Source organism: Rhizobium sp. Rhizsp82 (assembly GCF_047325115.1).
In the GTDB taxonomy this organism is placed as follows: Bacteria; Pseudomonadota; Alphaproteobacteria; order Rhizobiales; family Rhizobiaceae; genus Rhizobium.
In genome coordinates this window covers 1,255,238-1,268,285 of sequence record NZ_CP168570.1, presented here as the reverse complement: position 1 = coordinate 1,268,285, position 13,048 = coordinate 1,255,238, and the positions used below count along the sequence as shown (strand labels likewise).

The window sequence follows — 13,048 nt, the reverse complement described above, 5'->3', positions numbered from 1 at the left end:
CTCCGTAACGTTCATGTCACTTTCCTGTCGCACATAAGTGTTTTATGGCAGCTCATGAGCCGGCAACGGGAGAATCTTCAATGGATATCGACACCTTGAAACGCGAGACGATTGCGGAGACCAGCCGGTCTTCGGCGACTGTTGCGCCGAAGGAAGGCGACGTTCTCGGCCGTATCGGTAATCTCGAGACCCGGCTGGCCCGCAGCGCCAGCGAAATCGATGCCGCACAGCATGTGCGCTACCGCGTCTTCGTCGAGGAGATGAAAGCACAGCTTCCGGCCGAAGCCATGCGCCGCGAGCGGGATTTCGACGCCTATGACGCTTTCTGCGATCACCTGCTGGTGCTCGACCGATCGCTGGAAGGCGACAGCGAAGACCAGATCGTCGGCACCTACCGCCTGTTGCGTCAGGATGTCGCGATGGCGAATGGCGGCTTTTACTCGGCTTCCGAATTCGCGATCGGCGAGCTGCTTGCCCGCCATCCCGACAAGAAATTCATGGAGCTCGGCCGCTCCTGCGTGCTGCCGGAATACCGCACGAAGCGCACGGTCGAACTGCTCTGGCAGGGCAACTGGGCCTATGCTCTGAAGCACGGCATGAGCGCCATGTTCGGCTGTGCCTCCTTCCCGGGCATCCACCCGGAAAGCCATGCACTGGCCCTCTCTTTCCTGCACCACACGGTCCAGGCCAAGAACGAATGGGCAGTCAACGCCCTGCCGCATCTGGCCCGTCCGATGGACCTGATGCCGCCCGAGGCCGTCAACCCGAAGAAGGCGCTGATGGCACTGCCGCCGCTGATCAAGGGCTACCTGCGCTTGGGCGCAATGGTCGGCTCCACCGCCGTGGTCGACCACGCCTTCAATACGACCGACGTGCTGATCGTTCTGCCGATCTCCAGCATCTCGGACCGTTACCTGAACTACTACGGCGCCGACGCCGGCCGGTTCTCGAGCTAAGCTGGCACTTGTCATTCAAATGAAGTACAGTCATCTCCTGACGGAGGTGACCAATGTCTTCGACCACTCTTGTTCAAACGAGAATCGATCCTGAGATCAAGGAACGCGCGGCAGCCGTTCTTGAGACGATGGGCCTGACCGTTTCCGATGCTGTCCGGATCCTACTGACGAGGACGGCGAACGAAGGCGCTCTACCACTCGAACTGGTGAGCAGTAGCGAGGCGCATGACGCCTGGTTCAAGGCGAAAGTGCTGGAGGCGCTCGCGGATACATCGGCAGATATAGACGACGATGAGGTGGCAGCGCATTTCGCAAAGAGACGCGCCGACGCCTTGCGCAATGCGGGGGGCGGCCAGTGAAGCTTGTCTGGACCCGCTATGCGCTTTCAGACCGAGACGACATCTTCTCCTTCATCCAGACGGAAAATCCGCAGGCCGCGGTGCTGATCGACGGGCAGATTGCGGCCGCTGCCCAGCGCCTGACCGCGTTTCCGCAAAGCGGCAGAGCCGGCCGGATCGAAGGGACGCGCGAACTCACTGTGCCGCGCACGCCTTATATCATCGCTTACATCGCCTTGCCGGATCGGGTGCGAGTACTGCGCGTTCTTCACGGCGCGCGCCTGTGGCCGGGCAAATTTCCGGAATAACGCCCTACCGCGCGATATCGCGATAGGGCGTTGTCTTTACGACCCCGCCGCGTAAGCCGCGATTGCGGCCATGTTGACGATGTCGCTGTCCTTGGCGCCCATCGAGGTGATCTGGACGGCCTTGTCGAGGCCGACGAGGATCGGGCCGATGACGGTGGAGCCGCCGAGTTCCTGGAGCATCTTGGTGCTGATCGAGGCCGAGTGGAAGGCGGGCATGACAAGCACGTTTGCCGGGCCCGAGAGGCGGCAGAACGGGTATTGCTCCATCGCCTTGCGGTTCAGCGCCACATCTGCCGACATTTCACCGTCGTATTCGAAATCGACACGGCGCTTGTCGAGGATCTTCACCGCTTCGCGGACGCGCTCCGAGCGCTCTCCCGACGGATGGCCGAAGGTGGAGTAAGCGAGCATCGCGACGCGCGGCTGGTAACCCATGCGGCGTGCGAGGCCGGCGGCCTCTTCGGCGATATCCGCCAGCTCTTCCGCCGTCGGCATATCGTGGACCGCGGTATCGGCAACGAAGACGGTGCGGCCGCGGGCGAGCACCAGCGACACGCCGATGACCCGGTGGCCAGGCTTTTCATCGATGCAGCGGCGGACGTCTTCCAGCGCCGTCGAGTAATTGCGGGTGATGCCCGTCACCATGCCGTCGGCATCGCCGAGCGCCACCATAGTTGCCGCGAAGTGGTTGCGGTCGTTGTGGATCAGGCGCTGTGCATCGCGGTGCAGGTAGCCCTTCCGCTGCAGGCGCGCATAGAGATAATCGATATAGGCATCGACCCGGTTGGAAATGCGGGCGTTGACAATTTCGAGGCCTGGACGGTTGAGGTCGATGCCGGCACGCTCGGCGGTTGCCTTGATCAGATCCTCGCGGCCGAGAAGGATCGCGGTACCGAGCTGCTGGTTGGCATAGGAGAGAGCAGCGCGCATCACCTGCTCTTCTTCGGCCTCGGCGAAGACGACGCGCTTCGGGCGGCGGCGAACCCGCTCGTAAAGGCTGGCGAGCGTCGAGGCGATCGGATCGCGGCGGGCCGAGAGCTCGCGGCGATAGCCTTCCATGTCGGTGATGACCTTGCGGGCAACGCCGCTTTCGATCGCGGCCTCGGCGACGGCGGCCGGAATGGCCGAGATGAGACGCGGATCGAAGGGAACAGGGATGATGTACTGCGCACCGAAGCGTGGGCGGTTGCCCTGATAGGCGGCAACAACATCGTCAGGAACGTCTTCGCGGGCGAGGCTGGCCAGCGCCTTCACGGCAGCAATCTTCATGTCGTCGTTGATGGTCGTGGCGCGGACATCGAGCGCGCCGCGGAAGATATAGGGGAAACCGAGGACGTTGTTGACCTGGTTCGGATAGTCGGAGCGGCCGGTCGCCATGATCGCGTCATCGCGAATGCGGGCGACTTCCTCAGGCGTGATTTCCGGATCCGGGTTGGCCATCGCGAAGATGATCGGCCGGTCGGCCATCGAGCGGATCATATCCTCGGAGAAGGCACCCTTCTGCGACAGGCCGAAGACGACGTCGGCGCCCTTCATGGCATCGTCGAGCGTACGGGCCTTGGTCTTGACGGCATGCGCCGACTTCCACTGGTTCATGCCCTCGGTGCGGCCCTGATAGATAACGCCCTTGGTATCGCACAGAACGATATTCTCGGCGGCAAAGCCCATCGACTTGATGAGCTCGACGCAAGCGATTGCCGCGGCACCGGCGCCGTTGCAGACAAGCTTCGTCGTCTTCAGGTCGCGGCCGGTCAGTTCCAGCGCGTTGATCAGGCCGGCGGCGGCGATGATTGCCGTGCCGTGCTGGTCGTCATGGAAAACAGGGATATCCATGAGCTCGCGCAGGCGCTGCTCGATGATGAAACAGTCGGGAGCCTTGATATCTTCGAGATTGATGCCGCCGAAGGAGGGGCCGAGGAAGCGGACGCAATTGATGAACTCGTCGACATTTTCCGTATCGACTTCCAGGTCGATGGAATCGACATCGGCGAAACGCTTGAAGAGAACGGACTTGCCTTCCATGACCGGCTTCGACGCCAGCGCGCCGAGATTGCCGAGGCCGAGAATGGCCGTGCCGTTGGAGATGACGGCCACCATGTTGCCGCGCGAGGTATAATCATAGGCGGTGGCGGGATCGGCGGCGATGGCCTTGACGGGAACGGCGACGCCCGGCGAATAGGCAAGCGAGAGATCGCGCTGCGTCGCCATCGGCTTGGTCGGGTTGACCTCAAGCTTGCCCGGCCGCCCCATTGAGTGGAAGTCGAGTGCTTCCTTGTCGGTGATGCCGTTGGCGGGGCGCTGCTTGCTGTTCATGTCGGGCATATCTCCTCCAAATCTCCTGGCAATCGGCTTTCGATTGCACCGTTTCCCCAATCTATAGACAGGGCTATAGGGGCTGACACGACGCCTTGCGAAAAAGCCGTACGGCTACAATCGATTAAAATATCCGTTGGAACTGGCAGGTGCCCTTCAAGGGCTTCCTGACCGCGCGGTTCAGCGAATACCTCCCTCAATCCTCCTGTGGGCTAACGGCTCCCGTTTCCCGATAGCTGTTGTCTTCTATAGCCGTGCTTCGATAGGGTGGCACCTGATTTTTTAGGGAAAAGCCTACCGACGTGAACGACAGAATGGATCCTCGACACGAAGCCTTTTCGGCTGCCGAACTCGCGACTGAGGAAAGCCGCGCTTCGGCGACACCGATGATGGAGCAGTTCATCGAGATCAAGGCGAACAATCCGGATTCGCTGCTCTTCTATCGCATGGGCGATTTCTACGAGCTGTTCTTCGAGGACGCGCTCGATGCGTCGCGCGCGCTCGGCATCACGCTGACGAAACGCGGCCAGCACATGGGCCAGGATATCCCGATGTGCGGTGTGCCGGTTCATGCGGCCGACGACTATCTGCAGCGGCTGATCGGTCTCGGCTTCCGCGTCGCTGTCTGCGAGCAGGTGGAAGACCCGGCGGAAGCGAAGAAGCGCGGCTCGAAGTCGGTCGTCAAGCGTGACGTCATCCGTCTCGTCACGCCCGGCACGATCACCGAAGAAAAGCTGCTTTCGCCGTCCGAATCCAACTACCTGATGGCGCTCACCCGTATCCGCGGCGCGTCCGAACCGCTGATGGCGCTTGCCTGGATCGACATTTCGACCGGTGTTTTCCGTCTCGCAGAAACAGAGACTTCCCGCCTGCTGGCCGACATCCTGCGCATCGAACCGCGCGAGCTGATCGTGCCGGATACGATGTTCTACGACCCGGAACTGAAGCCCGTCTTCGACGTGCTTGGCCGGGTGGCCGTGCCGCAGCCGGGCGTGCTGTTCGACAGCGCGACGGCAGAGGGCCGCATCACGCGCTATTTCGGGGTTTCGACGCTGGACGGCTTCGGGACATTTTCTCGTGCCGAACTCGCCGCAGCGGCAGCGGCGATCGCCTATGTCGAGAAGACCCAGATCGCCGAGCGCCCGCCGCTCGGAAAGCCCGAGCGGGAAAGCGGCGCCTCGACACTGTTCATCGATCCTGCCACGCGCGCCAATCTCGAGCTGGCGAAGACGCTGTCCGGAGATCGCAACGGCGCGCTGCTGAAGGCGATTGACCGTACCATCACCGGTGGCGGCGCCCGTCTACTTGCCGAGCGGCTGATGTCGCCGCTGACAGATCCGGCGAGGATCAACGAACGTCTCGATTCCATCGGCTTCCTGATCGAGGAGCCGTCGCTCTGTGGCGACCTGCGCGATGCCCTGAAGCTTGTGCCCGACATGCCGCGCGCACTTTCGCGGCTGGCGCTCGATCGTGGCGGCCCGCGCGATCTCTGGTCGATCCGCCAAGGACTGGGTGCTGCCAGCGAACTGGTCGGCCAGCTTGACGGCGCCCTGCTGCCGGTCGAACTCGATGCGGCCCTCGATGGGTTGCGAGCCCTTCCCTCCCAGCTGGAAGCCCTGCTCGGCGAAACGCTGGCCGATGAATTGCCGCTGCTGAAGCGCGACGGCGGCTTTCTGCGCGATGGCGCCAACGCCGAGCTCGACGAAGTCCGGGCGCTGCGCGATCAGTCGCGCCGGGTGATTGCCGGCCTACAGCTGCAATATGCCGACGAAACCGGCATCAAGTCGCTGAAGATTAAGCACAACAACGTTCTCGGATACTTCATCGAAGTCACGGCCGGCAATGCCGGTCCGATGACCGACACCGCGGAGGCCAAGGCCCGTTTCATTCATCGCCAGACGATGGCCAACGCCATGCGCTTCACGACGACGGAGCTTGCCGATCTCGAAAGCCGCATTGCCAACGCCGCCGACAGGGCGCTGCAGATCGAGCTTGCCGCCTTCGACCGGATGACGGCTGCTGTCGTTGCCGAAGCCGAGGCGATCAAGGCCGGCGCCCGGGCACTTGCCGTGATCGACGTTGCCGCAGCACTGGCGCTTCTGGCGGAAGAGCAAGCTTATTGCCGCCCGCTCGTCGACGGCTCGAAGATGTTTGCGATCGAGGGTGGGCGTCACCCTGTCGTCGAGCAGGCGCTGCGCCGCCAGTCCTCCGGCCCCTTCGTTGCTAATAATTGCGACCTGTCGCCGGTCGCCGACGGCAAGGACGGCGCGATCTGGCTGCTGACCGGCCCGAACATGGGCGGTAAATCGACCTTCCTGCGCCAGAACGCGCTGATCGCGATCCTGGCGCAGATGGGCTGCTTCGTTCCGGCGACGTCGGCGCATATCGGCATCGTCGACCGTCTCTTCTCCCGCGTCGGCGCATCGGACGATCTGGCGCGCGGCCGTTCGACCTTCATGGTCGAGATGGTGGAGACCGCGGCTATCCTCAACCAGGCCACCGACCGCTCGCTCGTCATTCTCGACGAAATCGGCCGCGGCACCGCGACTTTCGATGGTCTTTCGATCGCCTGGGCGGCCGTCGAACATCTGCATGAAGCGAACCGCTGCCGCGGGCTTTTTGCGACGCACTTTCACGAATTGACCGTGCTTTCTGAAAAGCTTGCCCGGCTATCGAACGCGACGATGCGGGTGAAGGAATGGGACGGCGACGTCATTTTCCTGCATGAAGTCGGCCCGGGCGCGGCCGATCGCTCCTATGGTATTCAGGTTGCCCGGTTGGCCGGTCTGCCGGCTTCCGTCGTTGCCCGTGCACGCGATGTGTTGACGCGGCTTGAAGATGCCGACAGAAAGAACCCGGCGAGCCAGCTGATCGACGACCTGCCGCTCTTCCAGGTGGCGGTGCGCCGCGAGGATACAAATCGCGGTCCGTCCAAGGTCGAGGAAACGCTGAAGGGCATGAGCCTTGACGACATGACGCCGCGTGAGGCGCTGGATGCGCTTTACGCATTGAAGAAACAAGTGAAGTAGGAGCCGTCCGATGTTCATGCGCAGCCTCGTTCGTGAGACACAGCGGCTCTCCGATATGTTCACGATCCTCGAAGCGCTTCGCCGCGCCGACGAGCACGGCAATCCGCGCGGCTGGAAATCGCCCTACGGCCTGCTTGAGGTTACCCGCTGCTGCACGCTGATCTGCGAGCTCGCCTCGATGATCGCCAAGGCGGGTTACCGCGAATGCGACCGGCCGACGCTGGAGGCGATTACTCAGGAAGCCCGCCAGGTGCTCTACTCGGTTCAGGCCCAGACGGTCTGACCGCCGGCAATCCGACAACTTGCGGCAAAGCGCCCCGCCCCGGCGGCTCGCAACACCTTTTCGCCAAAATTAAAGGTTCTTGAGGTATGAAGCCGGTGTCATCAGCCGGGTAGAGAGGCTATATCGCATGCAGACGAAACGAGAGGCGCAGACTGAGCAAGCCGCGCCGCGCGAACACAGCATGGCGAAGCAAGACATCGACTTTTCCGGCATCCTCGATACGGCCTATCTGCAGAGCCAGTGCGATGCCGTGGCCGAAGCCAACAAGAACCGCCCGGACCTTCTGCGCTCGGATCTGCTTGCACTCCTGAAAAAGGCCAGCAACGAGGGCCGCCAGAAGGCCCGCGAGCTGCTCTCGGAAGATGGCGGCGGCCTGCATTGCGCCTACCGTATCTCCTGGCTTCAGGACCAGATCATCACGGTCCTCTATCATTTCACCGTCACGCATATCTTCCCGAAGCAGAAGGACAAGTTCTCGGTCACCGCCGTCGGCGGCTACGGGCGCGACACGCTGGCGCCGGGTTCGGATATCGACCTGCTGTTCCTCTTCCTGCCGAAGCCCGGTGAGGAGACGCACAAGGCCGTCGAGTTCATGCTCTACATCCTGTGGGACATGGGCTTCAAGGTCGGCCATGCGACGCGCACCGTCGAGGAATGCATCGCGCTGTCGAAGTCCGACATGACGATCCGCACGGCGATCCTCGAGATGCGCTATATCTGCGGCTTGCAGTCATTGGAAACCGATCTCGAAGCCCGCTTTGACAAGGAAATCGTCACCGGCACCGGCCCGGAATTCATCGCCGCCAAGCTTGCCGAACGCGACGAGCGCCACCGCAAGGCGGGCGACACGCGCTATCTGGTCGAGCCGAACGTCAAGGAAGGCAAAGGCGGCCTGCGCGACCTGCACACGCTCTTCTGGATCTCGAAATATTATTATCACGTCCGCGATCCTGCCGAGCTGATCAAGCTCGGGGTTCTTTCCAAGCAGGAATACCGGCTGCTGATGCGCGCCGAGGATTTCCTCTGGGCGGTGCGTTGCCACATGCATTTCCTGACCAACAAGGCGGAAGAGCGGCTTTCCTTCGACATCCAGCGCGAGATCGCCGAGGCGCTCGGCTACCACGCCCGCCCCGGCCTATCGGCCGTCGAGCGGTTCATGAAACACTACTTCCTCGTCGCAAAGGACGTCGGCGACCTGACGCGCATTCTCTGCGCGGCGCTTGAGGACCAGCAGGCGAAGTCGATCCCGGGCCTGACAGGCGTGCTCAGCCGCTTTACCCACCGCACCCGCAAGATCGCCGGCAGCGTCGAGTTCGTGGAGGATCGCGGCCGTATCACGCTGGCCGACCCCGATGTCTTCAAGCGCGACCCGGTTGCCATAATCCGGCTCTTTCATGTCGCCGATCTGAACGGGCTTGAGTTCCACCCGGATGCCTTGAAGCGCGTCAGCCGCTCGCTCGGGCTGATCGACAATGACCTGCGCGACAACGAGGAAGCAAACCGCCTCTTCCTGTCCATCCTCACCTCGCATCGCGACCCCGCCCTGATCCTGCGGCGGATGAACGAGGCCGGCGTGCTCGGACGCTTCATTCCCGAATTCGGCAAGATCGTCGCGATGATGCAGTTCAACATGTACCACCACTATACGGTGGACGAGCATCTGATCCGCAGCGTCGACGTGCTCTCGGAGATCGACAAGGGCAAGGCGGAAGAGCTGCATCCGCTCTCCAACAAGTTGATGCCGCATATCGAGGATCGCGACTCGCTCTATGTCGCGGTGCTGCTGCACGACATTGCCAAGGGCCGCCAGGAAGATCACTCGATCGCCGGTGCCCGCGTCGCCCGCAAGCTCTGCGCCCGCTTCGGCCTGTCGCAGAAGCAGACGGAGATGGTCGTCTGGCTGATCGAGGAGCATCTGACGATGTCTATGGTCGCGCAAACCCGCGACCTGACCGACCGCAAGACGATCACCGATTTTGCCGATCGCGTGCAGTCGCTCGACCGGCTGAAAATGCTGCTGATCCTGACCATCTGCGATATCCGCGCCGTCGGCCCGGGTGTCTGGAACGGCTGGAAGGGCCAGCTGCTGCGCACGCTTTATTACGAAACCGAGCTTCTGCTCGCAGGTGGCTTCTCGGAAGTGTCGCGCAAGGAACGCGCCGGCTTTGCCGCCGAGGCGCTGTTCAACGCGCTCTCGGAATGGACGCAGAAGGACCGCAAGACCTATACGAAGCTGCACTACCAGCCCTATCTGCTCTCGGTGCCGCTGGAAGACCAAGTGCGCCACGCGCATTTCATCCGCCAGGCCGACAAGGCCGGCCAGGCGCTGGCAACGACGGTGCGGACCGACAGCTTCCATGCGATCACCGAAATCACCGTGCTCTCGCCCGACCATCCGCGCCTGCTCGCCGTCATCGCCGGCGCCTGCGCGGCAGCGGGTGCCAACATCGTCGATGCGCAGATCTTCACGACCTCGGACGGACGCGCGCTGGACACGATCCATGTCAGCCGCGAATTTCCCAATGACGAGGACGAGCTTCGCCGTGCCGCAACGATCGGCCGGATGATCGAGGACGTGCTTTCCGGCCGCAAGCGGCTGCCCGAGGTCATCGCCACGCGGACGAAGAACCGCAAGAAGAGCAAGGCCTTCGTCATCCCGCCGTCGGTCAACATCACCAACAACCTGTCGAACAAGTTCACCGTCATCGAGGTCGAGTGCCTCGACCGCGCCGGTCTGCTGTCGGAAATCACCGCCGTGCTGTCCGACCTCTCGCTCGACATTCAATCCGCCCGTATCACCACCTTCGGCGAGAAGGTGATTGACACCTTCTACGTCACCGACCTCGTCGGCCAGAAGATCACCAGCGACAGCAAGCGCTCCAACATCACCGCCCGGCTGAAGGCCGTCATGGCCGGTGAAGAGGACGAGCTGCGCGAACGCATGCCGTCCGGCATCATCGCGCCCGCTGCCACGGCACGCTCTTCGCAGCCGAGCGACAAGAAAGCCGGTTCCCCCGCATGAGCCTCGTCAAGAAATTTGCCACCGTCGGCGGCGCCACGCTGGGCAGCCGCATCTTCGGTTTTGCCCGTGAAACGCTGATGGCCGCAGCCCTCGGTACCGGCCCGATGGCCGACGTGTTCTACGCCGCCTTCCGCTTTCCGAACCTCTTCCGGCGCCTGTTTGCCGAAGGCGCGTTCAACGCCGCCTTCGTGCCGCTGTTTGCCAAGGAGATCGAGGCGAACGGCACCGACGGCGCCAAGCGCTTCTCCGAAGAAGTCTTCGGCGTACTCTTCTCGGTACTGCTGCTCATCACCATCGTGATGGAGCTCTGCATGCCGCTTCTGGTACGCTTCATCATCGCGCCCGGCTTTACCGACGATCCTGACAAGTTCTCGATCACGGTCCGCATGGCGGCCGTGATGTTCCCCTATCTGATGTGTATGTCGCTGACGGCGATGATGAGTGGGATGCTGAACTCGCTGCATCACTTCTTTGCCGCCGCGGTCGCGCCCGTCTTCTTGAACGTCGTGATGATCGGCGCGCTGTTCTACGCCCTCTATACCGGCTCGGAGCCGCTGCAGACGGCCTGGTATCTCTCGTGGGGCGTTCTCGCGGCCGGTATCCTGCAGCTCGCCGTCGTCTATCTCGGCGTCATCCATGCCGGCATGAGCATAGGCCTTCGCCGCCCGCGTATGACGCCAAACGTCAAGCGGCTGCTGATCCTTGCGGTGCCCGCAGCCGTCACCGGCGGCATCACCCAGATCAACCAGATGATCGGCCAGGCGATCGCCTCGTCTCGCGAGGGCGCAATCGCGGCGCTTCAGTATGCCGACCGCATCTACCAGCTTCCGCTCGGCGTCGTCGGTGTCGCCGTTGGCGTGGTGCTGCTGCCGGAACTGGCGCGGGCGCTGAAGGGCGGCAATCTGCGCGAGGCTGGCAACCTGCAGAACCGCTCGATCGAATTCGTCCTGTTCCTGACGATCCCGGCTGCCTTCGCGCTCTGGATTCTCTCGGACGAGATCATCCGCGTGCTCTACGAGCGCGGCGCTTTCCATCAGGAAAACACCCTGATCGTCGGCTCCATCCTGGCGATCTACGGCATCGGCCTCCCGGCTTTCGTGCTGATCAAGGCGCTGCAGCCCGGCTTCTACGCCCGCGAGGACACCAAGACGCCGATGCGCTTCTCGGCGATCGCGGTCGGCGTCAACTGCGCGACGGCGCTGACGCTGTTCCCCTATCTCGGCGCCCCCGGCATCGCGGTCGCCGAGGCGACGGCGGGGTGGATCAGCACGGTCCTGCTCTTCGTGACGCTGCTGCGCCGCGGGCATCTGGCCTGGGAATGGGCACTGGCGCGGCGGGCCGCTCTGCTCGTCGTCTCGGCCGCCGTCATGGGTGCCGTCATCATCTATCTGCAGCATCGCTGGGCGCCGTCGCTCGCATCGGACGCGCATCTGACGACCAAGGTCGGCACGCTCGGCCTGCTGATCGGCATTTCCATGATCGTCTATTTCGCGACAGCATTCCTGATCGGCGGCGCCGATCTCGGCATGATCCGCCGCAACCTCAACCGCAAGCCCGCACCCTCGACCGAAGGCTGAGGCTCAACAATAGGTCCAGCGCCGCTTCGGCCCGGTGTCGACATGAACGATACCGTTGCAATAGCGGCCGATACCGCCAATACCCGGTGCACTCTGAGCGGCGGCAATGACCACGCGCTCGGAAACGCCGGGCACTCGGATATCGGCGGCATTGCAATGCCGGTGCTGTGAGTGCGAGCGGCCGGAATGCGGCCGGAAGCCCGATGTCACCATCGGCCGGCGCCCGGTCTTGGCGGCGATATGCGCGAGAATTCCTCTCAGCCGCGGCGGGAAACAGCCGACACGGACGCTGACGGTCTGCACCGTATAGGCGGAATTGGCGCTGTTCTTCAGCAGTCTGACGGATGGCTTCTTGGCTGTCTGGGCATTGGCGCTGAGGCAACAGGACACGGCGAACAGGCCGGCGAGCGCCAGGGATAGAATGGTATGCATCGACGTCCCTCCGCAAAGGGCCGGGCTGAAGGGGCGCTGCCCGGCCGGATGGCGGGAGGAACGTTGGTTTGAATTGTGACCATTTTGTGAAATTTTCTACTAATTCAAAATGTGAAAATCCCTCATTTATAGGATATCACCGTTTTCAACATAGCTATTTGTGAGTATAAAATACTCCCGACACCCAAAACGGAATCAATGCGTTGAAGGCGGCGTGCATAGCCCGTTCGAAATCGCGGAAGACGCGCGAAAAATGCGGTGTGGCGGCTCAAAAAAGTTTAAGAGAGTGATCTTCAACCCGTTGAAATGCCTCGAACCAGGAGCCCTGACCGATGCAATCGCTGTTTCTCGTCACGCTTGTCGTCGATGATTACGATCGCGCCAAAGCTTTCTACTGCGGTGCGCTCGGCTTCGACTGCCAGCAGGACGAGGCAATGCCGGATGGCAAGCGATGGGTGGTGGTGAAGCCGCATGACGGTGATGGCGCTGCGTTCCTGCTGGCACAGGCAGCGGACGACAGGCAGAAGGCTGCGATCGGCAACCAGACCGGCGGACGCGTCGGCTTCTTCCTGAAGACCGATGATTTCGCGCGCGATCACGCGGCAATGACCAGCGCCGGTGTCCGCTTTCTGGAGGAGCCGCGGCACGAGGTTTACGGCACCGTCGCGGTGTTTTCGGATCCTTACGGCAACACCTTCGACCTCATCCAACACGCCGCACCCGCAGCCTCTTGATTGCCGCCCTTGGCGCGTGCATAAGCGCGCCCGTTAGCAACATGGGCGTCTAGCCC

At 62.7% G+C, this 13,048-nt stretch carries 10 protein-coding genes; 8 read left to right on the top strand and 2 right to left on the bottom strand.

Going from position 1 to position 13,048, the window contains the following annotated elements; translation table 11 throughout:
* The first annotated feature begins 80 nt into the window (after positions 1–80).
* Genes ACEN84_RS10930 through ACEN84_RS10920 form a run of 3 tightly spaced genes read left to right on the top strand, consistent with a single transcriptional unit; the run spans position 81 to position 1,602 of the window.
* Positions 81–956 carry a GNAT family N-acetyltransferase gene (locus tag ACEN84_RS10930; protein ID WP_112713703.1) on the top strand — a complete coding sequence of 292 codons (876 nt, stop codon included), beginning with the start codon at positions 81–83 and terminating at the stop codon, positions 954–956.
* A 53-nt stretch (positions 957–1,009) separates the two neighbouring features.
* Positions 1,010–1,315, top strand: coding sequence for a type II toxin-antitoxin system RelB/DinJ family antitoxin (locus ACEN84_RS10925; RefSeq protein ID WP_413710865.1), 306 nt, complete (start codon positions 1,010–1,012; stop codon positions 1,313–1,315).
* Positions 1,312–1,602 (top strand): type II toxin-antitoxin system RelE/ParE family toxin, encoded by a 291-nt coding sequence (locus tag ACEN84_RS10920; protein ID WP_413710864.1) that lies wholly within the window; start codon positions 1,312–1,314, stop codon positions 1,600–1,602. The genes ACEN84_RS10925 and ACEN84_RS10920 overlap by 4 nt, the downstream gene beginning before the upstream one ends.
* Positions 1,603–1,638: 36 nt before the next feature.
* Here ACEN84_RS10920 and ACEN84_RS10915 read toward each other — a convergent pair whose 3' ends face one another.
* On the bottom strand, positions 1,639–3,924 hold the full coding sequence (locus tag ACEN84_RS10915; RefSeq protein ID WP_413710863.1) for an NADP-dependent malic enzyme: 2,286 nt from the start codon (positions 3,922–3,924) through the stop codon (positions 1,639–1,641).
* A gap of 305 nt (positions 3,925–4,229) precedes the next feature.
* On the opposite strand from ACEN84_RS10915, the gene mutS reads away from it, so the two are divergent.
* The 4 genes from mutS to murJ all read left to right on the top strand — a co-directional run bounded on the left by mutS (position 4,230) and on the right by murJ (position 11,826).
* Positions 4,230–6,944, top strand: a complete 2,715-nt coding sequence (gene mutS, locus ACEN84_RS10910) for a DNA mismatch repair protein MutS (RefSeq protein WP_413710862.1) — start codon at positions 4,230–4,232, stop codon at positions 6,942–6,944.
* Between the two features lie 10 nt (positions 6,945–6,954).
* On the top strand, positions 6,955–7,227 hold the full coding sequence (locus ACEN84_RS10905) for a hypothetical protein (protein WP_112713713.1): 273 nt from the start codon (positions 6,955–6,957) through the stop codon (positions 7,225–7,227).
* 127 nt (positions 7,228–7,354) lie between these two features.
* A complete protein-coding gene (locus ACEN84_RS10900; protein ID WP_130279200.1) occupies positions 7,355–10,249 on the top strand; it encodes a [protein-PII] uridylyltransferase in 2,895 nt (964 codons plus the stop codon).
* Positions 10,246–11,826: a murein biosynthesis integral membrane protein MurJ gene (gene murJ, locus ACEN84_RS10895; protein ID WP_112713717.1), complete on the top strand. Its 1,581-nt coding sequence runs from the start codon at positions 10,246–10,248 to the stop codon at positions 11,824–11,826. The genes ACEN84_RS10900 and murJ overlap by 4 nt, the downstream gene beginning before the upstream one ends.
* Positions 11,827–11,829: 3 nt before the next feature.
* Here the strand turns inward: murJ and ACEN84_RS10890 are convergent, their stop codons facing one another.
* Positions 11,830–12,258: a YcbK family protein gene (locus ACEN84_RS10890; protein WP_413710861.1), complete on the bottom strand. Its 429-nt coding sequence runs from the start codon at positions 12,256–12,258 to the stop codon at positions 11,830–11,832.
* 332 nt (positions 12,259–12,590) lie between these two features.
* Between ACEN84_RS10890 and ACEN84_RS10885 the strand changes: the two genes are divergently transcribed.
* Entirely contained in the window at positions 12,591–12,992 is a 402-nt protein-coding gene (locus ACEN84_RS10885; protein ID WP_413710860.1) for a VOC family protein, read from the top strand.
* Positions 12,993–13,048 lie beyond the last annotated feature (56 nt).